Annotated in this window: 21 protein-coding genes, 1 tRNA gene and 1 pseudogene; 14 read left to right on the top strand and 9 right to left on the bottom strand. The window is 49.2% G+C overall.

Annotation, left to right across the window (positions count from 1 at the left end; all coding sequences use genetic code 11):
- Nucleotides 1-87: pseudogene (locus ACYVI1_RS27015) on the top strand (integrase core domain-containing protein); the annotation flags it as partial.
- A gap of 415 nt (nt 88-502) precedes the next feature.
- Here ACYVI1_RS27015 and ACYVI1_RS27010 read toward each other — a convergent pair.
- A tRNA-Gln gene (locus tag ACYVI1_RS27010) sits at nt 503-576 on the bottom strand.
- Between the two features lie 177 nt (nt 577-753).
- On the bottom strand, nt 754-1,644 hold the full coding sequence (gene fabD, locus ACYVI1_RS27005) for an ACP S-malonyltransferase (protein ID WP_460914241.1): 891 nt from the start codon (nt 1,642-1,644) through the stop codon (nt 754-756).
- Nucleotides 1,645-2,023: 379 nt separating this feature from the next.
- On the opposite strand from fabD, the gene ACYVI1_RS27000 reads away from it, so the two are divergent.
- The 4 genes from ACYVI1_RS27000 (at nt 2,024) to ACYVI1_RS26985 (ending at nt 7,432) form a co-directional block, all read left to right on the top strand.
- Nucleotides 2,024-2,719 carry a succinate dehydrogenase cytochrome b subunit gene (locus tag ACYVI1_RS27000; protein WP_460914220.1) on the top strand — a complete coding sequence of 232 codons (696 nt, stop codon included), beginning with the start codon at nt 2,024-2,026 and terminating at the stop codon, nt 2,717-2,719.
- Between the two features lie 120 nt (nt 2,720-2,839).
- Nucleotides 2,840-4,777, top strand: a complete 1,938-nt coding sequence (locus tag ACYVI1_RS26995; RefSeq protein WP_460914218.1) for a fumarate reductase/succinate dehydrogenase flavoprotein subunit — start codon at nt 2,840-2,842, stop codon at nt 4,775-4,777.
- Between the two features lie 111 nt (nt 4,778-4,888).
- Nucleotides 4,889-5,647 carry a succinate dehydrogenase/fumarate reductase iron-sulfur subunit gene (locus ACYVI1_RS26990; RefSeq protein ID WP_460914216.1) on the top strand — a complete coding sequence of 253 codons (759 nt, stop codon included), beginning with the start codon at nt 4,889-4,891 and terminating at the stop codon, nt 5,645-5,647.
- A gap of 516 nt (nt 5,648-6,163) precedes the next feature.
- Complete coding sequence (locus ACYVI1_RS26985) at nt 6,164-7,432, top strand: hypothetical protein (RefSeq protein ID WP_460914214.1); 1,269 nt, start codon at nt 6,164-6,166, stop codon at nt 7,430-7,432.
- Between the two features lie 217 nt (nt 7,433-7,649).
- On the opposite strand, the gene prfA is transcribed toward ACYVI1_RS26985, so the two are convergent.
- Complete coding sequence (gene prfA, locus ACYVI1_RS26980; protein WP_460914212.1) at nt 7,650-8,723, bottom strand: peptide chain release factor 1; 1,074 nt, start codon at nt 8,721-8,723, stop codon at nt 7,650-7,652.
- 482 nt (nt 8,724-9,205) lie between these two features.
- On the opposite strand from prfA, the gene ACYVI1_RS26975 reads away from it, so the two are divergent.
- The 3 genes from ACYVI1_RS26975 to ACYVI1_RS26965 all read left to right on the top strand — a co-directional run bounded on the left by ACYVI1_RS26975 (nt 9,206) and on the right by ACYVI1_RS26965 (nt 12,758).
- A complete protein-coding gene (locus ACYVI1_RS26975; RefSeq protein ID WP_460914210.1) occupies nt 9,206-10,351 on the top strand; it encodes a hypothetical protein in 1,146 nt (381 codons plus the stop codon).
- 26 nt (nt 10,352-10,377) lie between these two features.
- Entirely contained in the window at nt 10,378-12,039 is a 1,662-nt protein-coding gene (locus ACYVI1_RS26970; RefSeq protein ID WP_460914208.1) for a hypothetical protein, read from the top strand.
- Between the two features lie 122 nt (nt 12,040-12,161).
- Nucleotides 12,162-12,758 carry a hypothetical protein gene (locus tag ACYVI1_RS26965; RefSeq protein ID WP_460914206.1) on the top strand — a complete coding sequence of 199 codons (597 nt, stop codon included), beginning with the start codon at nt 12,162-12,164 and terminating at the stop codon, nt 12,756-12,758.
- 1 nt (nt 12,759) lies between these two features.
- On the opposite strand, the gene mnmH is transcribed toward ACYVI1_RS26965, so the two are convergent.
- Together mnmH and ACYVI1_RS26955 are read right to left on the bottom strand one after the other, a co-directional pair.
- Nucleotides 12,760-13,788 (bottom strand): tRNA 2-selenouridine(34) synthase MnmH, encoded by a 1,029-nt coding sequence (gene mnmH, locus ACYVI1_RS26960; protein ID WP_460914204.1) that lies wholly within the window; start codon nt 13,786-13,788, stop codon nt 12,760-12,762.
- A gap of 70 nt (nt 13,789-13,858) precedes the next feature.
- Nucleotides 13,859-14,587, bottom strand: coding sequence for a pyridoxine 5'-phosphate synthase (locus ACYVI1_RS26955; protein ID WP_460914201.1), 729 nt, complete (start codon nt 14,585-14,587; stop codon nt 13,859-13,861).
- Nucleotides 14,588-14,716: 129 nt separating this feature from the next.
- Here ACYVI1_RS26955 and ACYVI1_RS26950 point away from each other — a divergent pair, with 129 nt between their 5' ends.
- The 4 genes from ACYVI1_RS26950 to ACYVI1_RS26935 all read left to right on the top strand — a co-directional run bounded on the left by ACYVI1_RS26950 (nt 14,717) and on the right by ACYVI1_RS26935 (nt 18,442).
- Entirely contained in the window at nt 14,717-15,181 is a 465-nt protein-coding gene (locus ACYVI1_RS26950; RefSeq protein ID WP_460914198.1) for a GatB/YqeY domain-containing protein, read from the top strand.
- A 59-nt stretch (nt 15,182-15,240) separates the two neighbouring features.
- A complete protein-coding gene (locus ACYVI1_RS26945; protein WP_460914196.1) occupies nt 15,241-15,744 on the top strand; it encodes a CvpA family protein in 504 nt (167 codons plus the stop codon).
- Nucleotides 15,745-15,832: 88 nt separating this feature from the next.
- Nucleotides 15,833-16,891, top strand: coding sequence for a dual-specificity RNA methyltransferase RlmN (gene rlmN / locus ACYVI1_RS26940; protein ID WP_460914194.1), 1,059 nt, complete (start codon nt 15,833-15,835; stop codon nt 16,889-16,891).
- Nucleotides 16,892-17,020: 129 nt separating this feature from the next.
- Entirely contained in the window at nt 17,021-18,442 is a 1,422-nt protein-coding gene (locus tag ACYVI1_RS26935; RefSeq protein WP_460914191.1) for an inorganic phosphate transporter, read from the top strand.
- A gap of 21 nt (nt 18,443-18,463) precedes the next feature.
- On the opposite strand, the gene ACYVI1_RS26930 is transcribed toward ACYVI1_RS26935, so the two are convergent.
- On the bottom strand, nt 18,464-19,276 hold the full coding sequence (locus ACYVI1_RS26930; protein ID WP_460914189.1) for a lysophospholipid acyltransferase family protein: 813 nt from the start codon (nt 19,274-19,276) through the stop codon (nt 18,464-18,466).
- 290 nt (nt 19,277-19,566) lie between these two features.
- Here ACYVI1_RS26930 and ACYVI1_RS26925 point away from each other — a divergent pair, with 290 nt between their 5' ends.
- Both ACYVI1_RS26925 and ACYVI1_RS26920 read left to right on the top strand, forming a co-directional pair.
- The gene (locus tag ACYVI1_RS26925) at nt 19,567-20,259 is read left to right on the top strand and encodes a porin family protein (RefSeq protein ID WP_460914187.1); all 693 of its coding nucleotides are present in this window, start codon (nt 19,567-19,569) and stop codon (nt 20,257-20,259) included.
- 206 nt (nt 20,260-20,465) lie between these two features.
- Nucleotides 20,466-21,497: a fatty acid desaturase gene (locus tag ACYVI1_RS26920; protein WP_460914185.1), complete on the top strand. Its 1,032-nt coding sequence runs from the start codon at nt 20,466-20,468 to the stop codon at nt 21,495-21,497.
- 30 nt (nt 21,498-21,527) lie between these two features.
- On the opposite strand, the gene ACYVI1_RS26915 is transcribed toward ACYVI1_RS26920, so the two are convergent.
- The 3 genes from ACYVI1_RS26915 to ACYVI1_RS26905 all read right to left on the bottom strand — a co-directional run bounded on the left by ACYVI1_RS26915 (nt 21,528) and on the right by ACYVI1_RS26905 (nt 25,015).
- The gene (locus tag ACYVI1_RS26915; RefSeq protein WP_460914183.1) at nt 21,528-21,881 is read right to left on the bottom strand and encodes a low molecular weight protein tyrosine phosphatase family protein; all 354 of its coding nucleotides are present in this window, start codon (nt 21,879-21,881) and stop codon (nt 21,528-21,530) included.
- Between the two features lie 52 nt (nt 21,882-21,933).
- Nucleotides 21,934-24,039: a protein-disulfide reductase DsbD family protein gene (locus ACYVI1_RS26910; RefSeq protein ID WP_460914181.1), complete on the bottom strand. Its 2,106-nt coding sequence runs from the start codon at nt 24,037-24,039 to the stop codon at nt 21,934-21,936.
- A 142-nt stretch (nt 24,040-24,181) separates the two neighbouring features.
- On the bottom strand, nt 24,182-25,015 hold the full coding sequence (locus tag ACYVI1_RS26905; RefSeq protein ID WP_460914178.1) for a phytanoyl-CoA dioxygenase family protein: 834 nt from the start codon (nt 25,013-25,015) through the stop codon (nt 24,182-24,184).
- Nucleotides 25,016-25,086: the final 71 nt, after the last annotated feature.

The raw sequence follows: 25,086 nt of genomic DNA, 5'->3' as shown, positions 1-25,086 counted from the left end.
TTGGAGAATGGGTGGAGTATTATAACCACCAGCGCTATCATGAGTCCTTGGATAATGTCACGCCAGCCGATGCTTACTGGGGTCGTCAGCAGCATCTGTTAGCAGAACGCCGAAAAACTAAGCAGTTGTCGCTGCTGAAACGGCGGAAAAATCATATTTTTCAGAAATTGCAAAGCAGCTAAAAGTATCTCTTCTCTTTTCACCCGCATATGTCCACTTTTGGCTGACGACATACAGCTGGAAATACAAGAGGACAGTTTTGCGAAACATCTATCTTATGGCTGCACCTTGTTGGGCAATTTGCCTAAATACTACGTGCAATCGCCGTTAGAAGTACAACAGAAGATAGTTGGTTCGATATTTCCGGGAAAGTTGATTTATGAGGAAGGAAATTATCGAACCACGGAAATGAACTACTTTATTGAGCTAATGTGCTCAACTACAGTCAATAACGATGACAAAAGAGAAGGACTGACTACAGATTCAAGTAATCAGTCCTCTTTGGTAGCCCGAGAAGGATTCGAACCTCCACAAACAGAACCAAAATCTGTCGTACTACCCTTATACTATCGGGCTGTTTCTGCAATTGCGAGTGCAAAGATAACGGATTGCAGGTGTCAAAAACAAATGCAGCCTTAAAAAAAGTAGTCTTTTTGTAGCCATAATCAGCCCTGTTGTCACGCAGATGGCAACCCACGATTGTCAAGCTATACTCACGGGCTTCCATCCGTATGACAACAGGGCTGATTCCATCTAAACACTAACAACGGATGAAGTTGGGCTAATTTTCCTAATTAGTCCCTGAAGCACTTTTCCCGGGCCGCACTCAAAAAATTCGGTTGCTCCGTCAGCCACCATGCGCTCCACGGACTGGGTCCACCGAACGGGCGACGTTAGTTGAGCAATCAGGTTTGCTTTAATTTGCTCCGGATTGGTAGTAGGCTGGGCGTTAACGTTCTGGTAAACCGGGCAACGCGGTGTGTGAAAGGTCATGTTCTGAACGGCTTCGGCAAACTCGGTACGGGCGGGCTCCATGAAGGGCGAATGAAACGCACCACCGACGGCCAGCAACACAACCCGTTTGGCTCCAGCCGCTTTCAGTCGCTCATCGGCTAACTGAATGCCCGCCACGCTGCCCGAAATTACCACCTGACCACGGGAGTTGTAGTTAGCGGGAACGACAATTTCCTCCGTAATGTCAGCGCATACCTGCTCAATAATAGCATCGGCCAGTCCCAGCACCGCAGCCATTGTCGATGGAACCAGTTCGCAGGCCCGCTGCATGGCCGTTGCCCGAACGGAGGCCAAACCAAGCCCGTCTTCAAACGATAAGACACCGGCTGCCGTCAGGGCCGACAACTCGCCGAGGGAGTGCCCAGCCACCATCGAAACATCGGACCGATCAGGCGCGAATGAGTCAGTAGTTAGAGCCAGCGCCACGCCGTGAAGAAAAACGGCAGGTTGCGTATAAATTGTTTGTTTAAGTTCTTCATCGGAGCCATCAAACATAATGCTGGTCAGGCTATAGCCTAACACCTCATTGGCTTGATCAAATAGGTGCCGGGCGGCTTCGGACTGTTGATAGAGGTCTTGCCCCATACCTCGAAACTGAGAACCCTGGCCGGGAAATACATATGCTTTCATAAAGGCTGCCTGCTGGCGAATGAAACGGTTGAAAGGCGCGAAAATAGCCGGATAATTGAGATTGGTCAAACTGTTCACGCCAAACTTGAAACAAGGGGCTGACTATCAACGGCTTTATTGGCCTTAGGAATGCCTAACGGCGTCGAATTTACACACCACTGCTACGTTATTAATGCATCAGCCCCCCAAACAATTGGTTGCTACAGGCTGTTGCGAAACCACCACAATAGCATAATTTATACAGGCTGTAAATAAGTTATAAAACGGTGGATAATACCGCTTAATCTTGTTTCCATGCTGTTTGTGATTTAGCTTTGATGCGCCATTTAAACCGGCTTTTCTTCAATCATTTACACTAAAATTTCGTGTCGTTCATCCTATGGCTTGGGTAACACAAACACTGTCCAGCTCTCTCGGTCGCAAGGTCATTATGTCGCTGACGGGACTGTTTTTGAGTTCATTTCTGATTATTCACATGGCTGGTAATCTCCAGTTATTTAAGGGCGACGGTGGACGCGCCTTTAACGAGTACACTTACCTCATGACCCATAATCCGTTGATTATGACCATTTCGTACTTGCTCTATACGTCAATTCTGGTTCACGCACTCATGGCATTTATCCTGACGCGCCACAATCAGGCGTCGCGGCCGGTCAAGTATGCCTATAGCAAGCCCGAAGCCAACAGCGACTGGTCGTCGCGAAATATGGGCATTTTGGGGACTGTTCTGCTGCTATTTATTGTTATCCATATGAGGACATTCTGGTACGAAATGCACTTTGGGTCGGTACCAATGGCCGAATACGACGGTAAACAGTATAAAGACCTTTATGCAGTGGTTCAGGTGGCGTTTGGCGAGTTATGGTACGTTGTACTCTACGTTATCTGCATGGTTGCTGTAGGTTATCACTTAGCCCACGGATTCCAAAGCGGTTTCCAGACACTCGGTATCCGGCACAAAAAATACACGCCGGCAATCGAGTTTCTGGGTAAATATTTCTTTGCCATTATTATCCCGGCGGCTTTTGCAGCCATGCCGATTTACGTGTATTTACAGGTTCACCACATTATTTAAAGGTGGAAGAGTGAAAGACCGGGCTGCCGGTGCGGTGAATTGCGAACCTTTTTCACTTCTTCACCCAACAGCGAGTTATGCTTTCGTTCTTTCACTCTTTCGCTCTTTCGCTCTTTAAATATGAAACTCGAATCTAAAATTCCCGAAGGTCCTTTAGCCGAAAAATGGGCACGGCATAAATTCGCGCTGAAACTGGTTAACCCATCCAATAAGCGGAAGTACGATATTATTGTGGTTGGTACGGGCCTGGCGGGTGCTTCAGCGGCTGCGTCGCTGGCTGAATTAGGGTATAACGTGAAAGCATTCTGCTATCAGGACAGCCCTCGCCGGGCGCACTCGATTGCGGCTCAGGGCGGTATCAATGCTGCTAAAAACTACCAGAACGACGGCGACAGTGTGTTCCGGCTGTTCTACGATACCATTAAAGGCGGTGACTACCGCGCCCGCGAAGGCAACGTGCATCGGTTGGCCGAGGTTAGTGTGAACATTATCGATCAGTGTGTAGCCCAGGGGGTTCCGTTTGCCCGTGAATACGGTGGCCTGCTGGCGAATCGCTCGTTTGGTGGCTCGCAGGTGTCCCGAACCTTCTATGCACGCGGGCAAACCGGCCAGCAATTGCTGCTGGGCGCTTATTCGGCCCTGAGCCGTCAGGTGGCCAATGGCAAAGTGAAACTCTACCCCCGCACCGAAATGCTCGACCTGGTGATAGAGGGCGGTAAAGCGCGCGGTATTGTTACGCGCAACCTGATTACAGGCAAAATTGAATCGCATTCGGGCCATGCAGTGCTACTTTGCACGGGCGGCTACGGGAACGTATTCTACCTCTCGACCAACGCGATGGGCTGTAATGTAACAGCAGCCTGGAAGGCCCATAAAAAAGGGGCGTTGTTTGGTAACCCATGCTTCACCCAGATTCACCCAACCTGCATTCCGGTATCGGGCCACTACCAGTCGAAACTGACACTGATGTCGGAGTCGTTGCGAAATGATGGCCGGGTATGGGCACCCAAAACCAAAGAAGATGCGGAGAAGATTCAGAAAGGCCAGTTGAAGCCAACCGACCTGCGCGAAGACGCCCGCGATTACTTTCTCGAACGCCGGTATCCATCTTTCGGGAACCTCGTACCGCGCGACGTGGCGTCGCGCAACGCCAAATATGTTTGCGATGAAGGACGGGGCGTTGCCAAAACAGGCCTGGCTGTTTATCTGGATTTTGCAGATGCTATCAAACGCGATGGCCAGAAAACGATTGAGGCTAAATACGGCAACCTCTTTGAGATGTATGAAAAAATCACCGGCGAAAATCCCTACGAAACGCCGATGATGATTTACCCGGCCGTTCACTACACGATGGGTGGTTTATGGGTGGATTACAACCTGATGACCACCGTTCCCGGTCTGTATGCCCTCGGCGAAGCCAACTTCTCCGACCACGGCGCCAACCGGCTCGGCGCGTCGGCTCTGATGCAGGGCCTGGCCGATGGCTACTTTGTGGCTCCCTATACCATTGGCGACTATTTAGCAACGATTGGCCCGGCCGACAAAAGTCCGGTCGACTCGCCAGCGTTTAAAGAAGCCGAACAGAAAGTGCAGGCTCAGGTAAGTCGACTGTTAGCGATTAAAGGCGAACGGCCCGTCGATGAATTACATAAAGAATTGGGCCACATCATGTGGGAATACTGCGGGATGTCGCGCACTGCCGAAGGATTGAAAACGGCCAAACAGAAGATTCAGGCCCTGAAAAAAGAATTCTGGAGTAATGTGAAAGTGCTGGGGGATGCGGAAGAAATGAACCAGGCGTTAGAGAACGCAGGGCGCGTGGCCGACTTTATCGAACTGGGTGAGTTGATGATTGACGACGCCCTGAATCGGAATGAATCGTGTGGTGGTCACTTCCGGGAGGAGTATCAAACCCCCGACGGCGAGGCCCTCCGCGACGATGCTAACTTTGCCTACGTAGCTGCCTGGGAATATCAGGGTGAAGACAAGCCCGAACTGCTCAACAAAGAAATGCTCGAATTCGAGAACGTTAAATTGACACAGCGTAGTTATAAATAAAACGGTCCGCCGTAGCGGTTATAGAGTTATAGAGTTGTATAGTTATAAGGTGATTTGACGCACAGAACTATACAACCCGATGACTTTACAACCTTACAACTTTTTTGTAAGATGAAAATTACCCTAAAAGTCTGGAGACAGAAAAATACAAATAGTGCTGGTAAACTGGTTGAATATCAATTAGATAATGTATCGGAAGATATGTCGTTTCTGGAGATGTTCGATGTTCTGAACGATTCGCTGACCCGGAAAGGTGAAGACCCAGTAACCTTCGACCACGACTGCCGTGAGGGTATTTGCGGTACGTGTTCGATGTACATCAACGGGCGGGCACATGGCCCACAAACCGGCGCTACGACCTGCCAGTTGCACATGCGTTCTTTTAATGATGGCGACACCATTGTGGTTGAACCCTGGCGGGCGCGGTCTTTCCCTGTTATCAAAGACCTGATGGTAGACCGGTCTGCGTTCGACCGTATCATCCAATCCGGTGGCTATATATCGGTGAATACCGGCTCCGCCCGCGACGCAAACGAGATTCTGATTCCCCGGAGCATTGCCGACGAAGCGATGGATGCGGCTGCCTGCATTGCGTGCGGTGCTTGTGTAGCGGCCTGTAAGAATGCCTCAGCCATGCTGTTCGTTTCGGCAAAAGTGTCGCAGTTGGCCATTTTACCCCAGGGCAAAGCTGAACATAAGGAGCGGGCTGAACGCATGGTGGCACAAATGGACGCTGAAGGGTTCGGAGCTTGTTCGTTTACCGGAGCCTGCTCGGTTGAGTGTCCAAAATCCATCTCTCTTGACCACATCGCCCGCATGAACCGGGAATATCTGGGGGCGAAACTGACTTCAGAGAATGTTCAGGAGTAACTGAAAGTACCAAAGGAAAGCCCGGTCAGAAATGGCCGGGCTTTTTGTATTTAGGGAAATGATGGGTTAACATAAGGGTTGATTATACAACAAGAATCACCGTAGCCTAAAGAGTTTGCAAAGAGTATTGGTAAATAGCCTTTATTAGCACGGCCCTAATACACCAAAAACTATGAAAAATCGACACAGGTCTCTTCTCCTGTTCTTCGTGTTTACAGTTCTTGGAGGCTTCAACCTTGCAAGCCTGCTAGGTCGTCCCATTTTTGAGAACATTCGAGGGGGAGATGTTGCACACCTGATCGGCACAGTTGTGATGTTTGGGCTTGCAATCTTGTGTCTTAAGGAATACTTTTTCGGCCGTCGCTCATCATGAAGACTGAGCATCCCCCGCAATAGTATATTAGTAAGTGTCTGCGACGCAGACTCCGCTTTACATAATCGCACTTATACAACAAGTTATTTCTTGTCAATTATTCGAATCGCATTGTTAAGATTAATTGAGGTACTTAACTTAATATGGGCAAATACATCATCACCTGGGCGTCCTGGTTCGGCATGGTATCCTTGTTGCTGCACCTAGTCAACCCCGCAGCTGCCCAAGTTGATCCGCAACAGGCTGAAACTTATTTCAGGGAAGCCGCCACCCTCTGTCAACGCGACGGCGGACGACTATGGGGCATCTCTTTATGTGGACCCATGGTATTCGCAGACGCCCGGACGCGAACACTGGCGACCAATCAACCTCGTCCGGCAGACGATTGGCCTCGCGTTCTTGGCTCCACCAATGCACCCATCGAGTGGGGTGGCTCGCGTTGGGTCGCCTACATGTGGGACTTCACGACGGCCCTGCCGACTCCGCGCGCCCGGCGCGAGTTCCTGTTGCACGAGTTGTTTCACCGCATTCAACCGGGCCTGGGGCTGATGACCCTTTCGGGACAGAACGCGCATCTGGATACGTTCGAAGGACGAATCTGGCTACAGCTCGAGTGGCGCGCCCTGTCGCGGGCGCTCGCTCAGTCGGGTGAAGACCGTAAGCGCACGCTGCGTGATGCAGCCGCTTTCCGACTGAAGCGACGTTCACAGTTTGCCGATGCCGCCGAGAACGAGCGCGTCGAAGAAATCCGGGAAGGCTTGGCCCAATACACTGGCATCGTCACCACGGCCGACTCACGTGCTGACGCTATCGCCAGCACCATCGAGCATTTGGCCGCGGCAGAAGGGCATGAGACGTTTCTGCAACAAGCCTACACCACCGGTACGGCGTACGGGGTTCTTCTCGATGATGCATCAGTGAATTGGAGACGCAGCGTGCATAGCGACTCTGATCTGGGGCGGATGCTGATGGAAGCTCTGGAAATCAGGCCAACGGCGGATGCGGTCGAGGCCTCGGCGCGGTACGGTGGCCCGAAAATCCGCTCGGCGGAACAGGCGCGCGAGGAGCATCGACGGACCCGCCTGCTCGAACTACGGAACCGCTTTGTAGATGGTCCTGTGCTAGTGGTTCCGTCAGGCGGTGGCACCACGTTTAACGCGGTCGGCGCCACGCCCATTCCAGGCATAGGGACGGTGTTCGTCTTGCCGTATCATACCAAAGGTGAGTGGGGCACGTTGGAGGCAACAAAGGGCGTGCTGATCCGCGAGGACGGCAAGCGAGTGCTGGCTGGACCGATTCGCATCGAAGGCACCACCATCCGTGGCGAGGGCTGGACAGTGGTGGTCGCTTTAGGGTGGAGCGTGCGCGCTGGGCCTCGGTCCGATGATTACCAGATTATTCGCGATCCGTAGCGGCCGCCACTGCGGTTGCTTACTTTTTAAATCCGCCCGTTTGAGGTAGTTACTACCTCATAGAATAAAACGAAGTTACTTACTTTTCATCCCACTGTCTTACTTCTAAAATTAATCTCATAACATAACTCGGAGTTATTCAACCACTATAGGATAAGTACAAAAAACAGAACAGTAAGTTAAGTCAATTTGCTGTTCTGTTTTTTGTACTCATTCCCTACACCGTTGCCCCTTCCTTCAATCGTTCGGCGTTTTCGGCGATGCGGAGCTGCTCAATGAAGTCGCCAATGTCGCCATCCATCACGGCAGGGAGATTATACACCGTCAGGCCAATGCGGTGGTCGGTTACGCGGCTTTGAGGGTAGTTATAGGTCCGGATTTTGTCGGAGCGATCGCCACTACCCACCATCGTTTTGCGCTGCGAGGCAATGGCATCGTTGTGCTTCTGCAACTCGATTTCATAAATCCGGGAGCGTAAAACCGTCAGAGCTTTGTCGAAGTTTTTCAACTGCGACCGTTCATCCTGGCACTGCACGACTATGCCGGATGGAATGTGGGTGAGCCGCACCGCCGAGTAGGTCGTGTTTACCGACTGACCACCCGCGCCCGACGAACAGAAGGTATCTTTGCGGATATCATTCATGTTTAGTTCAACGTCAACCTCTTCAGCTTCGGGCAGAACAGCCACGCTTGCCGCCGACGTATGAATCCGGCCCTGGGTTTCGGTGGCCGGTACGCGCTGCACCCGGTGAACCCCCGACTCAAACTTGAGTTTGCCGTACACGTCTTCGCCTTCGACTTCGGTAATAATTTCTTTGTAGCCACCCGACGTACCTTCCGTAAAGTCAACAAGTGACATTTTCCAGCCCATCTTCTCACAGAAACGCTGATACATGCGGAAAATATCGCCCGCGAAAATGGCGGCTTCGTCGCCCCCGGTGCCGCCCCGAATTTCGAGAATCACGTTTTTGCTGTCGTTCGGGTCTTTCGGCATCAGCATCTCTTTGAGGGCTTCTTCCAGCGTATCCCGGCGGGGTGTCAGTTCGTCCAACTCGCCTTTGGCCATCTCCCGAAAATCCTCATCTTTTTCGGTAGCGATGATTTGTTTGGCATTCTCGATTTCTTCAAGTAGCTGCGTATAAGCCTGATACTGAACAACAATTTTTTCTAAATCTTTGTATTCTTTACTCAGCTTCATAAACCGTTTCTGGTCAGAAACGGCTTCGGGCTGCACAATTTGTTGAGCTACTTCATTGAAGCGTTCACGAATGGCTTCTAACTGGTCAAGCATGATATATAAGTGTTACTTTTTGTCATTCCGGCGACAGGAGGAAGCTTAATGCTTCCTAACTTACGCATAAGGAGATGCTAAGATTCCTCGTTCCGTGGAAGGTCAGGAAGAGGTAGTGCATAAGAAAAGACAAAATTACGAAAATAGCGACTACGATACAGCTATCTATAGATAAGTCATATACTCCACCACTAATTACCTGAATTTTGTTTGTATATATATAATGAGTATTTTTGCTCATTAATAAAGGCATTTTACTGTACGTAAAGATTATTTTGGTGTCAGCCAAACGCTAAAACGTCGTAGTTTTTTATTCGTATTTACCTGTAGCAACTCCTCTTCCTTTATAGTCAGTTCAAATTGTGTGTCAATTTGAACCCTCCAAAAATTGCTTTCCAGCTAAATCTATAGAAGCATGTCTTTTTGACGGCTTCTTCAGGATTGCATTGCCTACTTCCAAAGCAACATTTACCATTTCCTGTATGAAAAAACAAGTAGTGTCTTTGCTTTTGATTGGCTGTTTGTCCTATGGTACAAACGGACAAAAACTGGATTTAGACCGTTTCGTTGCCGACGTAAATTATCAGCGATTACCCCAGGAGCCGGTTCCCTTTGAGCAGCGTACTTATGGAGTCAATGTGAAAACGGGAGGAGCCATCACAAACTACATGACGCCTGCTGCCCTGTACGATAAGGTTAATTTGTATGGTTGGAAACGCGTAGAACAGTCGCCCACAGTAGGCGTTGAAATGGCTCTTGAAGACTTTGTGGAACAGGGTGCCACCGTTGAAAGCCGAACTACAGAGACTAAAGACCGCGATGGTAAAGTAACCGGCCGAACAACATACTACTATGTAATGGCGAAGTATAGCACCCGTGGCTTTGCCAAAATTCTGGGCCCCCGCACGCCTGAAGTGCCAACAGCTAAGGAACTCGAAGAACAGAAAAAGAAAGAAGCAGCCATCACGGGTAACCGTTTCCTGAAGAATGCGACTATCAATAAATCGGCTACCGATGAGACTACTGGCCCGGTTGTGCTAAATTTCACTAACGAACTGACGTACAGAACTCAGGAATATACCGATAATAAATCGGCTGTGCAGGGGTTTGAAAATAACAAATCGGCCATATACGGACGTAATCTGCGCGATTTTGTGAGCCAGTCAGTCAACGCACTCAATGCCCGAATAAATGACCTATATGGCTATGTACCCGTCACGAACAAAGAACTGTTCTGGATAGTAGATGCCAAAAGCGAAGAGGGCGCCACGCAGGCCGAGGCCATTACCGCCGTCAAGACACTGTTTTCGGGTATGAAAGCCAGCGAACCCATTGATGAGCTGAAAGCTAACCTCAAACCGCTCATTGAGTATTTCGATTCACTAAAGACGAAGTATGCCTCCGACGACAAAGCGAGCCGGAAAATGCGCTATTCTTCGTTTTATAATTTGGCTAAGATTTATTTGCTCACCGACGAGCCCGAAAAGGCAATGAAGGAAGCCGAAGGTCTAATCGCCAACGGCTACGATACCCGTGATGGTGAAAATCTGCTGGATGCAGCAAAGCAACTAACTGTCAGTTTCGACAAAGCCAAAACACACAGCCGTCACAACGCCCCTTTTAACTAATTCGTAACGTCTATTCTGTAAACTTCATGAAGTATCTTTCGCTGGCTGTTGCCACATTCCTTACCATTCAGGGTATAAACGCGCAAAACCCATTCAAAGCGCTCAAAGAACTTACCTCCCAAACGGCGCAGGCGGTGTCGGGTAGTGTAGCCAAAAATAAACTGAATCTGCGCGGTCCGGTACAACCGGTCAATCCGTCCTATGCCACCTACAAAACCTATTCCATTAGCTCTACAGTAAGCCCCGGCCTTGAAGCGAGTCTGAAAAACCGTAAGCTTCCCTACTCTAAAAGTGCCATCCAGGAGATGTTCGTCATTGACGGATTGAAGAAAATCGACAATGGTGACTTTAAAGTGCTCTACAACCTGACCCGGTTCGAACTCGTTAACGACGAAGACTACGTTCAGGATAGCTATCAGCGTGCGCCAGCCTATTATATCGGCATGGAATCGAATCTGGAGATTAAGGACAAGAACGGCCAGGTGATTTACAAACGATATACGACACCCAAACTCAATATGTATGTCGTAGACCCGGAGATGACCTACGACCAGCTTGCGAACCGAATTTTGTCGTCTAATTTTCAGAGTCTGATTGCCGAGTTCGATGCCTTCTACCTGTATGGTCCCGTCCTGAACGACCTGCGGTATTTTAGCGTCGAGAAAGGGCGTAAATCCAAATCGCCGTTCAACGCCGAAGAGTTTAACCAATCGGTACAGGTGCTGCCAACGCTCGTTGATGTTGACCGCGAAAACTGGTCCGGCTTGTTTGGAGAAGCACAGACTTACTGGAAAACGCTGGTCAACTATACCGACCCGAAAGACGATGATCTTCAGAAAGACGTTCGGTTTGCGGCAAACTACAACTTAGCGGCAACATACCTCCTGCTGGGGCAGGAACAGGAAGCCACCAAATACATTGCGACTATCAAAGACAACGAGAGCAGTTTTCTGGGCATACGCGCTCATGCGCCTTTTGTGAAGGAATCGGTTGAGCGTATTGGCGCCTATCGCACATCGACGGATAAAGCCGCAACGCTTGAACCGATTGCAGCCGAACCCGATTTAGCCCCCTATAAAAAAGCGTCTACGGTTTTCCGGTACGCCGAACTGGAGGGTGAAGCAGAAGAAGACGATGCCAAAATCTTCAAAGGTAAAATTCGATTCATTGGCGATTTCCCGGAGATGATCGACTACCGCACGAAGAAAACCAGCAGCGGTCTGGGACAGATGCTTGGCCAGATCGGCTCCGACAATAGTTCGGTGCGTATTTTCATAGAGGGCGAGAAAAAGCCGGTAAAGACCAGCCTGAAAAAACTGACACGGGTGAAAGATAGCCAGGGCCATAACTACATTGTCGGTAAAACCGGTCGTGCCGCCAGTGCTATTAGTAACGACAACATGAACAACACCAAACGATATGCACTATTCGAAGAGGTGAAAGCCGGTCAGAAACTCGCATTGTATCACGAGTTTTTTCCGCAGGATGACTACGTTCTGAAAAAAACAACGACCGAGGATTTCTATTCGCCACCGGTATTCCTTGGTCGGCGAAAATCGCTGCGTGCGTTCTTCGCCGACTGCCCGGCCATGATCGAAAAGATTGATAAAGGCGCGTATGACTACGAACGGAAGGAGGTGTACCAACAGATGTTCGACGACTATACGAACGCCTGCGGCAACAAATAACTAAAAGATGGCCTGCGATTATCGCAGGCCATCTTTTATATTCGTGACTGAACGGCTTCCTACTAAAGGCCAACGTACTGACAATGCGCTTTTATCGACATTTAGTTTCAGCAATTGTATTCGTGTTCTTTCAACGTTCGTTAGGTTTTTTTTTCGCTCTTTCAACGTTCGTTGCGGTCTTCTTTTCCTGCAATCCTGAACGGGTGAAGTACACGGACGCCTTGAAGCAGGAGATAGCGGATTCAAAAATTAAGCGAATTAGCAATGCTGACCTGATTCAAACGGTCGATAACCTCGGCTCAAAAGTCAGTGCTGTGATTCAGAAAGAACTAACGACACAACTCCAGAAAACAACCGATCCTGCTGAGCGAACGAAACTCTGCCAGTTGCAAAACCTGCCCCGCACAAAAGCTATCGCCGAACGGTACGTTCTGGATATTCGCCTGTTGAGTACCACCGACGTGCAAAGCAAAGCCCTGAATTTGAAGGAGCGCGAAATTCTGGATGCTTATCTGTATAGTGCAGCGCATAAACAACAGCCGATTTCTAATATTCAGAAAATCAGCGATACGGAATATGTTTATAATGCGGTAGTGCCGGCAGATAATTTAATCTGTGAAGCCTGTTTTGGAAAGCAGGAAGTGCCCTTTGCCGTTTGGCACATAGGCTTTCAGAAGCGGGAGGTAATCCGGCGGATGCAGGCAACGAAGAAGAAGTAAACTACAACGTATTGGCCCACTCAATTAGCCATTTCGCCGTTTCTATCGGATTATCGCCTATAATGTCAAACGAATGGACGCGGCTCAAATCACGCTCCGAAAGGCCATACAGATACGCTTTATCGTAATAGTCAAGCGTTAAATCAGCGACGGTCGTGTAATCATGGCGGGTTAATGCGTCCAACGCATCTTTCGTCACCTTTCCGCCCAGCCGTTTCCGAATTCGCTCGGTTGCTTCAATAAGCAACCTGTGGTCAATACCAGCGTATTCCGTTACCAAACGCTCAATCCGGCTTGCTTTTGGTATATCAATAAAGGCAACCGGCGAAATTCTCATCTGTTGCCAGAGTGGCATAGGCACAAAGCAGGAACCGATATTGCGGCTTTCATCTTCAAGCCAGATTCGCCGGCTTCTATCAAGTTGCCGCCATTGGCTGAAAATCAGGTTCTCAAACTGTTCTGTGGCAGGTTGTGGCAGTTGCCCAATGGCACCATACGACGACCCTTTATGATTCGCCAGCCCTTCCAAATCAACAATTTGTTCGCCCTGTCGGGCTAATTCTTTCAAAATATCAGTTTTGCCACTGCCTGTTTTTCCGCCCAGAATAATTAGCTTACTCGGGTCGGCAAAAGCCGACAGTACGGCAGTGCGGTACGCTTTGTAGCCGCCGACAAGCGTTGAGGCAGTCAGTCCGGCGGTATCTAACAGCCAGGCAAATGAGCCGCTCCGCATCCCGCCCCGCCAGCAATGCACCAGCACCTCTTTGGTTTGTGGATTGAGTTTCTTTGCCTGCTTAACGAACTCCGCTAATTTCGGCCCAACGAGCGTAAGGCCCAGCAAAACAGCCGCATCTTTCCCGGCGTTTTTGTACTTCGTTCCGACCTGCGCCCGCTCGTCGTTGTCGAACAGGGGAATACTAACCGCTCCCGGAATATGGGCGTGGGCATACTCCCCCGGCGACCGGACGTCGATAACAGGCTGGGTTTGAGCCTTCTCTAAAAACGGGTCGATTAGGAGTTGATGAACCATCTGAACCGGGATTTATTGGATTACTCTGATTTACCTGATTACGTATAAAAATCATAGTTAGTCAGGTTAATCAAACAAATCCCGGTTGCAGACAGCGCAAATACATCTGAATTGTATTCTCTAAGCCGAAATACAGCGCGTCGCAAATCAGGGCATGACCGATGGAAACTTCCTCCAAACCCGTCACCTGCTCATCGAAATAACGCAGGTTTTCTAAACTTAAATCATGCCCGGCATTTAAACCCAATGCTAATTCGCCGGCAAGTTTGGCCGCCCGAACAAAGGGTGCAACGGCAGCTTCGCGATTTTGGTCGTAATGAGCGGCATACGGCTCTGTATACAGTTCAATTCGGTCGGTGCCAACAACTTTAGCCCCTTCGACCATTCGTTCATCGGCATCAACGAAAATCGACACCCGAATGCCATCGGCTTTAAAGGTTTCAATTAATTTCCGCAGGTGGTCGGCGTGGCGAATGGTGTCCCAGCCTGCATTGGACGTGATGGCGTCGGGTGCGTCGGGTACGAGCGTCACCTGCGCGGGCCGAACCCGTTTGACTAACTCAATAAACCGTGCGTCGGGATTACCTTCAATGTTGAATTCGGTTGTGACAACTTCGTGTAAGTCCAGCACATCCTGATAGCGAATGTGCCGCTCGTCGGGGCGGGGGTGAACGGTGATGCCCTGCGCCCCGAAGCGTTCGCAGTCGAGCGCGACGCTGACCAGATTAGGGTTGTTACCGCCCCGTGCGTTACGGAGCGTAGCAATTTTGTTAATATTGACGGACAGGCGAGTGTTCATTGAATGAATAATGTACAATGAGTAATGAACAATGTTGGTTTCGTAACTTTGCCAAAATGACTATGGTTCATTCGGAATTGCCTGAGTTTAGCATTATTCATTGTACATTATCCATTATTTATGTCAAATATGTCTCTCAAACAACAAATCGATGCGGATATAAAGCAGGCGATGCTGGCCAAAGACCAGGATAAACTTCGGGCATTGCGGGCTATAAAATCTATGATTTTGCTCGAAGAAACTAAAGAGGGCCAATCCAGGCCGGGCCAAACTGGCGCCCTCAAACCTGAAGACGAAACCCGGATTCTGACCAAAGCCGTGAAGCAGCGCAAAGACTCCGCTGACATCTACCGCCAACAAAATCGGGCCGACTTGCTTGGCGTTGAAGAAGCTGAAATTGCCGTTATTGAAAAATACCTGCCCAAGCAATTATCGGAAGATGAACTGAAAGAAAAATTGCAGGCGATTATGACCCGTATTGGCGCGTCGGCTCCGTCGGATATAGGCAAAGTCATGGGCGTAGCCACTAAAGAACTCGCCGGACAAGCCGACGGCAAGGCTATTTCGGCACTGGTGAAGCAATTACTTTCTTAAAGAGCGAAATAGCTGAATCACTCGTTCACTCTTTAAAGTTGAATACCCTCGACATACTCATGCTGATTCCCCTTGCGTGGGGAGCTTTTAATGGCTACCGGAAAGGTCTCCTTGTGGAGATTGTTGCGGTGATTGCGTTTGTGGTGGCTATGATTGTTGGGTTTAAGTTTCTGGCGTTCGGCATCGACTTGCTTAGTCCCTACATCAGCCGTGAAGTAGCCCGGAAAATTCTTCCCTGGCTTGGGTTTTCGGTCATATTTTTCCCGACGGTAATCATGATTAACCGAATGGGAATGGCCATTCGGCGGTCGCTGAAATATTCTGTGCTCGGCACTTTCGACAGTGTGGCGGGGGCCACGGTAGGACTTTTTACGTGGGTGTTTGGAATTAGTGTTATCCTTTGGTTGTTAAGTTTTATGGGGGTAAAAATGCCTCCCCGCCAAACGGAGACCGCCTTTCTGTATCCCTACATCCGGCCCATCGCGCCCATCGTGATGAACAAAGCTGCCGTTTGGGTACCCAAAGGTCTGGACGCAGGGAAGAAATGGCGGGCAGAAAATTAATTAGTAAATAACTGAATGATAGAATGAGTGAATAGCTGACGCAGAACTTATTCACTCATTCTATCATTCAGTTATTCTATCATTGACCATGCAGGACATTCGCAAAACAACGGCCACACAATTAAAAGACTGGCTTACGCAGCACGGCGAGCAAGGTTTTCGGGCCAAACAGATTCACGAATGGCTGTGGAAAAAATCCGCGTTGTCATTCGAGCAAATGACGAATCTATCGTTGTCGACGCGGGAATTGCTAAAGGCACATTTCGAGATCCGCCCCCTGACCATTGATCAGGAGCAGCGCAGCAGCGATGGCACCATTAAATCATCATTTCGGCTGTTCGATGGCAATCTGGTGGAGGGGGTGCTGATTCCGGCATTACGCAGCGATGACGCAGACCGGAATGCCGCCCCGCGCATGACGGCCTGTGTGTCGAGCCAGGTGGGGTGCTCGCTGACGTGTAAGTTCTGTGCGACAGGCTACATGGACCGTAAACGCAATCTCGATGCCGCCGAAATCTACGACCAGGTGGTGGCTATTGACCGGCAGGCAAAAGATAACTACGACGTACCGCTTTCCAACATTGTGTACATGGGCATGGGTGAGCCGTTGCTGAACTACAGAAACGTCCTGGAATCGGTTGACCGCATCACGTCGCCCGATGGCTTAGGCATGTCGCCCAAACGGATTACCGTATCAACGGCGGGTATTGCCAAGATGATTCGGCAACTCGGCGACGATAGCGTGAAGTTTAACCTTGCCCTGTCGCTTCACGCGGCCAACGACCAAAAGCGCGACCAGATAATGCCCATCAACGAAAGCAATACGCTTCAGGCATTGGGTGATGCGTTGGGTTATTTCTATAAAAAGACAGGAACACGCATTACGTTCGAATACATTCTATTCTACAATTTCAACGACACCTTGCAGGACGCCGAGCAACTTTGGAAATTTACCAGGCGCGTTCCGGCGAAGATTAATATCATTGAATATAACCCCATTGCCGAGGCTAATTTTAAAAATACCGATGCCCAAACGCTGGATAAATTCGCCGGGTTTTTGGATAGCAAAGGCGTAACTGTTAACGTTCGCCGGAGCCGGGGAAAAGATATTGACGCGGCCTGTGGGCAATTGGCGGGGAAGAAATAACGCGGCTGGAGAGCTGCGGTACAGGCCTTAACAATTTGATAATACGGCTCTGCCGGGTTTGACGTACTTTTGTGGCAGTCATTGGCTTACGGACCAACCGTTTGCCTGTTCACAGAAGCCCACCCACCCATGTTTGGATTAGAAACGGATGTTTTTATCCTCCTCTTTATCAGCCTCTTCGCTGCCTGCGCCTTTGAATTTGTCAATGGTTTCCACGATACCGCCAACGCCGTTGCTACCGTTATTTACACCAATTCGCTGAAACCGACGGTCGCCGTTGTGTGGTCGGGGATTTGCAATTTCACTGGTGTTCTGCTGGGCGGTATTGGCGTAGCAATGGGTATTGTCAACCTGCTGCCGGTTGAGCTGCTGGTCGATCAAAACGTATATCACAGCGTAGCGATGGTGATGGCATTGCTGCTCAGTGCCATTATCTGGAACCTCGGCACCTGGTATTTTGGCTTACCCAGTTCGAGTTCGCATACATTGATTGGCTCAATTTTGGGTGTGGGACTTGCTTTTGCGACAATGCCCGATAATAAAACCGGGTCGGCCGTGAACTGGGAGAAAGCCATCGAAACGGGCGAAGCCTTGCTATTGTCGCCTTTACTTGGCTTTAGCTTGGTTATTTTGCTGATGTTTCTGATTCGGCGGTTGGTACCACAGGAAACCAAAGACCAGTTATTTAAGGAACCCAAGAAAAATGCACCGCCACCAGCCTGGATTCGGGCCATTCTAATTGTTACCTGTTCATTGGTCAGCTTTTTTCATGGAAGCAACGACGGGCAGAAAGGTGTAGGGTTGATTATGCTCATCCTGATCGGTATTGTGCCCTATCACTTTGCCGTTAAGCCCAACCTCGACCCGCGTTTGCTACAGCCGAATATTACTGGTATCGAACAAACGATTGCTGTGTTGGACTCGAACCAGCTTTCATCTGTTAACCGCCAACGACTTGCCCGCACCCGTACTGAACTGGTTGAATTAAAAGCGTTAGTCAACACGCCACTCGCCGACGCGAAAATCCCGCAGGCAAAACGTCTCGATGTTCGTCGTGATCTGCTGCTGATTAACAGCAACATGAATAAAATTGCCGATGATGAAGGTGCAAACCTCAGCCCTAATCAATTGGCTGTACTAAAAAAGAGCCTAAGCGAAGAGAGCGGCCTGCGTCGGTTTACCGACTACGCGCCTTTGTGGGTTATCCTGATGATTGCCGTCTCGCTGGGGCTTGGCACAATGATTGGCTGGCGTAGGATTGTAGTAACTGTTGGCGAGAAAATCGGTAAGCAACACCTAACCTATGCACAGGGTGCTTCGGCGGAGTTAGTAGCAGCCGGTATGATCGGTCTGGCTTCGTGGCTGAAACTGCCGGTTAGCACAACGCATGTACTTTCGTCGGGAATTGCGGGCAGTATGGTGGCCAATAAAGGCATTAAAAATCTACAGGCTGGCACGGTTCGGAACATTGCCCTTGCCTGGGTGCTGACGCTTCCCGTTTCGGTGTTATTATCCTTTACTCTCTATATTTTTCTGCGCTGGCTCCTTTAAATTAATCATAAAGTGGTAGGGTTATAACTCCTCTTTCATCCACTCCGGGGCGTCTTGCTCGATGGCGTGGCGGACTCTGGCAACAATATCGTCGACTGTATCGTCAGGGCTATACTCAAGTGGCGCTTTAAATTGGACAGTCAGGAGGGTGTTTCGCTTTTTGAAACGCAGTCCTTTCTTGTCGAAGGCCCGCCGGAAGCCATTGATAACCACTGGTATTACAATGGGTTCATTGGTTTTGATAAGGTGACCCGTTCCTTTCCGAATAGGTGCATAGGGCGTCGTGGTGCCCTGCGGAAAGCTAACTACCCAACCATGGGCCAGCGCTTTGGCAATTTTTTCGTTTGCGGTATTATCGACTGACCGCTGCACTTCTCGCCCTTCAGCTCGCCACGACCGTTCAATGGTGAGGGCGCCACCCGCAGCAAAAACGCGCGGTACAATGCCTTTTTTCATGGTTTCTGACGCGGCCACGTAGTATTGCCGGGCGCGGGGTCCCAATAAATACATGGGTGGTAACAGCGTATTCTGAAATCCCCACTTTACGGCACAGAATATATGAAAAAACGCAATAACGTCGGCAAAGTAGGTCTGGTGATTCGACAGGAACAAGACGTTGTTGATGGGCAGATTCTCTAAATTTTCGGTCCCCTCGATCTGAATCCGGTTCACAACCGTATAGCGGGCATAGGTCAGCCAGCCTACCAGACCAATGATAAAGCGCCTGATCAATAAAGAGTTACCAAAGGGGTCGCACTCAAACAGGCCGAGTATATCCACTGGCATCAGAAACGTAGGCAGGTAACTATACTTGGTTGGCTTAATATACTTCATTGGCAGGTTAAGGAATACAGGCAACTGGTAAAGTTACAAGACCGCTGCAATGTTTTCAAGAAAAAATACAACTGGTCTCTCCACGAAAGAAATAAGTTAGAAAATAGTAGTCTCCATAAGTCTTACCCTGTCGAAACCACAAATTTTTTCTCAGCTGATTAATCCTTTCCAGTATGGTTGCCTCTAATAAACGAATTAGCCAATAAACAACCCTATTTGCCTATCGCCGACGGTTTACACAATCAAGTTCAGGTTCACATTTTTTCAACTCAATTTTTCCCTTCAAAACCATGAAACGTATTGTGCTTGCCGGTGTCATTGCCTTTTTAGGCTTAATTGCTACTCAAACTTCGTTCGCTCAGGTTCAGGTCGGTATTCGGGGTGGCGCCAATTGGGGCTTCGCTTCCAAACCTGACTACTTAGGTAGCCTGACGCCCGATTTTCACTCGACAACTGGCCCAACCGGTGCTATATTCCTGGATTTTCCGATTAGCGACCGCATCTCATTCCGCCCCGAAATAGCTTATGTGCAGAAGGGCGTTGCCATAAAAGAAGGCTTTGACGTGAAGATAGGCGGCTTTAGCCTCCCACTGGGTGCTACGGTTGCTTATCAATCTCAAAATCTTGAAATTCCACTACTGGCCAAAGTTAATTTAAGCGATGGACCGGTTCAGCCCTACCTGATTGCCGGCCCTGCCGTAAGTTATGCCCTCGATGGGCGCATTCGCACCCGTGCTTCGGCGCTCGTAACAACCAAACCGTTTGACGTCGATGTGAACTATGGCGAAATGCTGAGCCGTTGGGATGTGGGCGCCGTGGGCGGGCTTGGCCTCTCGATGGATGCTGGTGCCGGGAAGTTCTTTATCGAAGGGCGCTACACGCACGGCTTCACCCGCCAGATACAGGTTCCGGTTGTAAACGTTAACGTCCGAAATCGTGGCGTGGCCGTCTCAGTAGGATATTCTTTCCCAATAGGGTATTAACTTCTTTCCAATCCACCATTTATTATTTTATTGAATCAACCTGAATCAGTAAAGGCGGGGCTGTTTAGCTCCGCCTTTCTTGTTGGCATCAAACGATTATGATTAAAATCCGGGAATTTCGGTAGCTTAGTAAAAATGTGTTAATTTTACTGTTCATTTTTACCGAACCGCGCGGGCGGCCCCGTTGTACCGGCGACACCTCATCTATGGCAATCTTAACTGATTTTGTTCGTTCGAACGCTTCTGAACCCCACCGTATTCGCACCCGGCAAATCCTGAAATCGCACCCCGAAATCAAAAAACTAATCGGCCAGAAAAACCCAACGACGTTCTGGGTTATTGTCGGGTGTGTCATTTTGATGACGGGGCTGGCCTGGCTCGTCCGCGACCAATCGTGGTGGATCGTGGTGGCAGCGGCCTGGTTTATTGGGGCCTTTCCCGCGCATACACTGTTCGTGTGCATTCACGAAGCGGCTCATAATCTGATTTTCCGTAAACCGTCGGCCAATATGTGGGCTGCTATTCTGGCCAACCTGCCAACGGGATTGCCAACGGCATTGTCGTTCAAAAATTTTCACATCAAGCACCACGCTTTTCAGGGCGTTCATGAGCTGGATGCCGATTTGCCCGATTGGTATGAAGCCCGGCTCATTAATAATTACTTCATTGGCAAGGCCCTGTGGCTGCTCTTGTTTCCTATTTTTCAGACGATTCGCTTGCTTAGAATGCGCGAATTAGCCGTAATTGACAAGTGGACAGTGGCCAATGTTGTGGTACAGTTAGCGTTCGATGCAGTGATTATCGTCCTGTTCGGCTGGAAGGCTCTAATATTCATGGTGTTGTGCCTGTTTTTCTCGATTGGTTTTCACCCGCTGGGCGCACGCTGGATTCAGGAGCATTTTCTGACGCTCGACCCGGAGCAGGAGACATACAGCTATTACGGTCGGCTTAATGTGCCGAATCTGAACGTTGGCTTCCATAATGAACACCACGATTTCCCGTCGATTCCCTGGAATAAATTACCGGAAATTAAGAAATCAGCTCCCGAATATTATGAGACCCTCAAATACCATACATCCTTCGTTCGGTTGTTCTTCCGGTTCCTGTTCGACCAGGAGATTTCGCTCTTCTCGCGCATTGTTCGCAAAGAACGGGGCCGCGTGACCGTTGCCGACCAATCGGTGCCAGATCTGGAAATGGTACAGGCACAAGCTGTTCGGGCAAAGACGGTTGTTTAATCAGAAATTAGTACTAACAAAAAATCCCCGTCAGAGTCTGGCGGGGATTTTTTGTTCGTCGGTATGATCTAAATAAGGCGAAACAGAGGCTTTTATAGCGTCAATTAGTTCTTCATCCATGTAGCCGTAGTCATCAGCAATATCAAGGACAATAATTTGTTTGCGCTTAATTGCGTCAGGAAATTTATCGGTCACTCGTTGCTTATGTCGCTTTTCCATCACAAAAACCAAATCCGCCCATTCAACAAGCTTAGACGTTAGTTTAATTCGGGCAGACGGTTCTGTGCCTGCGGATTTTACATGATGAACCGGATGGTTTTTATAAAGGGCTTCGGCAGTTGGGCTTCGCCATTGGTTTCGGCTACAAACAAAAAGTATATTCACTGGTGCGTACCGTTATACTATCAGCAGGATTCGTGGTTATGGTTAATTCCCTCTAAAATTTCGCTTTCCCCGACTCCAGAAATGCTACGAAATTTGCCACGTCGCGGTCGTAGTTTTTAGGGGTTACGAGCAGTTGCCCCTCGCCGTTCACTAAACAATAATGCGGCTGAGCATTATTATTATATTTCGTAATCTGTAAATCGGCATTTTGGGCACCAATGCTCTTCTTGACTTTCTGGTCGTAGGTCGAGGTGTACCAGTCGGCTTCGGGGAGTTCAGTTTTGTCGTCTACGTAAAGCGCTACCAGCACGAAATCGTTTTGCAGTCGCGACATCACAGCCGGGTCTGACCAGACGCGGGCTTCCATCTCGCGGCAGTTCACGCAGCCATGCCCCGTGAAGTCAATAAATACCGGTTTATTGACTTTTTTAGAATACGCTAACGCCTGTTTGTAGTCGAAAAATCCCTGCAAACCACGCGGGAAATGAAATAGGTCAGCATATTTAACGTTTTCGGCATCCGATAACCGATTTCCTGCCGATGGCGAACCACTAAGGGTAACCTGATTATGCAAATTGAAATCCTGTGAGGTTTCCGGTGGCAGATAACCCGATAAGGCTTTTAGGGGCGCGCCCCACAAACCCGGAATCATATACACCACAAAGGAGAAGGTTATAATCGCTAAAAGCAGCTTCTGCACGCTGATAAACTTGGTCTCGCTGTCGTGCGGCAGGCGAAGTTTGCCCAGGAAGTAAAAACCAATCAGGGCGAAAATGACAATCCACATCGACAGGAACACTTCGCGGTCGAGCAGGTGCCAATGGTAAACCTGGTCGGCAACGCTCAGAAATTTGAGCGCGAGGGCCACTTCCAGAAAACCAAGTACAACTTTTACTGAATTAAGCCAGCCTCCAGACCGGGGCAGATTTTTGAGCCATTGCGGAAAAGCGGCAAACAGCGTGAATGGCACAGCAAAGGCCGACGAAAATGCTGCCATTCCCAGAATCGGCTTGATAACCTCGCCACCCGCCGAAGCAACTAACAAACTCCCCACAATTGGCCCGGTGCAGGAAAAGGATACCAGCACGAGTGTGAAAGCCATGAAAAAAATACCCGCAATACCGCCCTTCTCCGACCGGGCGTCAGCCTGGTTAATGAGCGAATTCGGCAAAACAATCTCGAAAAGGCCCAGAAATGAAAGTCCGAAAATGAAGAAAATAGCAAAAAATAAAATATTCGGTAGCCAGTGCGTGCTGACAAAATTGGCAAAAGCCGGGCCGTTAAACCGCGACACAACCGTGCCAATCAGTACATAAATACCGATAATGAACGCCCCATACAGTAACGCTTTCCACTGCCCACCCTGTTGATTTGTGAAAAAACTAACCGTTGCCGGAATAATTGGGAATACACAGGGCGTCAGCAACGCAACTAAACCCGATAGAAAAGCGGCCAGCAAAAAACCGCCTAAAGAACCATCTGATTTGGTGCCGGACTCATCTATATATAAGTCCGGTTTTTTGCCCGTTTCTGAGAGGATGGGTTTGGGTTGTTCGGCGGCTTTCGTAGTCGTCGCTGCGGAAGCCGGTGTAATGGCCGCAACGGCGGTCTCGGAAGCCGGTTTCGTGACGACCGAGACTGCTTTGGGGGTTGAGGCTACGGCTGTTGTCTGAGTTGTTGCAGCAGTAACAAATAAGTCTGTAATAGCGAAATCATCATTACCCGGTATACATTGACCATCCTTGTCTGTGCAGGTCTGATAGTCAATGGTCCCCTCAATAATTGGCTTGTCGTTAAGGATTTTAACGCGTTGGGAGAATAGTGCCGGACCATGCATTACGTAGGTATCACCCTCGAAGGCCTCTTCAAATTTGGTTTCTACTTTACTAACTGGTTTTATCTTCCCAACCAATTCATAGGTTTTGTTGGGTGTGAACTTAATGACCGTTGGCAGGGGGCCATCAATTTTAGGGTTTACTTCTGAAGAGTAAATATGATAACCTCCCTGAATAGATGCCGTAAACCGTAGTTCGACTATCTCACCAACTTTGGCTGACGACTTGGCTGGCTTATATGTCCAGGTAACTGGTTTAAGAATCTGGGCAAACGTAGCAAGGGGTAGCAAGAGCCACACCACAAGCGTAAGAATTGATTTCATACCGCTTTGGGTAAGTGATGGTTTGGTAAGACAACAGAAATACCCCAAAAATATTTCCATAAAAAATTAATAGTCGTCAGTTGATGATGGGTTTATAACTTGACCCACTATCAACTGACGACTATTCGCTGTTAAAAACTGACTAATAGCTAAATAAAACCGGGTTCAGGGCACTCTGAGGCTTGTTGCCGACAGGAATGTTATCAAGCCATTTAGCGTGGTCGGCAAACTGATATTGGTTGCGCGGCTGTATGACAATCTGGTCTTTATCCATATAAATCATGGTCATTACCTTGCGCGGACGGTCCGAAAGGTTTGGCCCGGCCCGGTGGAAGGTCCAGCCTGCATGGTAACTTACTTCGCCGAGGTCGAAGGGCGTGTCGTGAACAGTAAAGTTCTGCTTCTGTAATTCGTCGGCGAGGATTTTTTCGCTGTCATCACTAATTTCCAGGTCGCGCCCAATTTCAACGTGCTGACTGCCTTCGGCAAAGGCTAAGGGTCCCATTTCCATCGGCGTTTTCTGCAACGGAATCCAGACCGTTACGGTGTGTGGCGATGCCAGCGGCCAATAGAACTGGTCGGCATGCCAGGGGGTAATGCCGCCCGATGGTTCTTTATACAACGCCTGGTCGTGATAAAGTCGAACGCCTTCAACGCCCATCAGGTCTGCTGCAATTTTGGCTAATCGCTCCGAGAAAACGAATTCTTTCGCCTGCTCGTCTTCGCGCCACAGGTTCATAATTTGCAGAAATGCCCGTTCATAGGTGGTGCGCTCGTCCATTGGTTTAATGAGCGTGTTGAGCCTAAAAACCAGGCCGGTTATGATGTCGCCGTAGTAGGCCAGAACGGCGGGGCTTAGTACCTGTTTAAGTTTAACATACCCATGCTGTTGGTAAAATGAGATGGCCTCCGGGCTAACGGTGTAGGGTGTGTTCAATTCGTTCAGGCGTGTTTTCTTAGCAATGGTAGCTTCCATGAGTAGCTGATGTTAGCGTAAAAAAGGTTAATAAAACTTAGTTAAGTCAATGCAAAAGTAGCCGGTCATTT

This window comes from Spirosoma areae (genome assembly GCF_054781775.1).
Note: the sequence above shows the minus strand (reverse complement) of the source record. Positions and strands in the feature narration are given on the sequence as shown.

Bases quoted from the DNA above. Each gene is read 5' to 3' on its own strand.
- fabD (WP_460914241.1), bottom strand. From the start codon at position 1,644: ATGAAAGCATATGTATTTCCCGGCCAGGGTTCTCAGTTTCGAGGTATG.
- ACYVI1_RS27000 (WP_460914220.1), top strand. From the start codon at position 2,024: ATGGCTTGGGTAACACAAACACTGTCCAGCTCTCTCGGTCGCAAGGTC.
- ACYVI1_RS26995 (WP_460914218.1), top strand. From the start codon at position 2,840: ATGAAACTCGAATCTAAAATTCCCGAAGGTCCTTTAGCCGAAAAATGG.
- ACYVI1_RS26990 (WP_460914216.1), top strand. From the start codon at position 4,889: ATGAAAATTACCCTAAAAGTCTGGAGACAGAAAAATACAAATAGTGCT.
- ACYVI1_RS26985 (WP_460914214.1), top strand. From the start codon at position 6,164: ATGGGCAAATACATCATCACCTGGGCGTCCTGGTTCGGCATGGTATCC.
- prfA (WP_460914212.1), bottom strand. From the start codon at position 8,723: ATGCTTGACCAGTTAGAAGCCATTCGTGAACGCTTCAATGAAGTAGCT.
- ACYVI1_RS26975 (WP_460914210.1), top strand. From the start codon at position 9,206: ATGAAAAAACAAGTAGTGTCTTTGCTTTTGATTGGCTGTTTGTCCTAT.
- ACYVI1_RS26970 (WP_460914208.1), top strand. From the start codon at position 10,378: ATGAAGTATCTTTCGCTGGCTGTTGCCACATTCCTTACCATTCAGGGT.
- mnmH (WP_460914204.1), bottom strand. From the start codon at position 13,788: ATGGTTCATCAACTCCTAATCGACCCGTTTTTAGAGAAGGCTCAAACC.
- ACYVI1_RS26955 (WP_460914201.1), bottom strand. From the start codon at position 14,587: ATGAACACTCGCCTGTCCGTCAATATTAACAAAATTGCTACGCTCCGT.
- ACYVI1_RS26950 (WP_460914198.1), top strand. From the start codon at position 14,717: ATGTCTCTCAAACAACAAATCGATGCGGATATAAAGCAGGCGATGCTG.
- ACYVI1_RS26945 (WP_460914196.1), top strand. From the start codon at position 15,241: ATGCTGATTCCCCTTGCGTGGGGAGCTTTTAATGGCTACCGGAAAGGT.
- rlmN (WP_460914194.1), top strand. From the start codon at position 15,833: ATGCAGGACATTCGCAAAACAACGGCCACACAATTAAAAGACTGGCTT.
- ACYVI1_RS26935 (WP_460914191.1), top strand. From the start codon at position 17,021: ATGTTTGGATTAGAAACGGATGTTTTTATCCTCCTCTTTATCAGCCTC.
- ACYVI1_RS26930 (WP_460914189.1), bottom strand. From the start codon at position 19,276: ATGAAGTATATTAAGCCAACCAAGTATAGTTACCTGCCTACGTTTCTG.
- ACYVI1_RS26925 (WP_460914187.1), top strand. From the start codon at position 19,567: ATGAAACGTATTGTGCTTGCCGGTGTCATTGCCTTTTTAGGCTTAATT.
- ACYVI1_RS26920 (WP_460914185.1), top strand. From the start codon at position 20,466: ATGGCAATCTTAACTGATTTTGTTCGTTCGAACGCTTCTGAACCCCAC.
- ACYVI1_RS26910 (WP_460914181.1), bottom strand. From the start codon at position 24,039: ATGAAATCAATTCTTACGCTTGTGGTGTGGCTCTTGCTACCCCTTGCT.
- ACYVI1_RS26905 (WP_460914178.1), bottom strand. From the start codon at position 25,015: ATGGAAGCTACCATTGCTAAGAAAACACGCCTGAACGAATTGAACACA.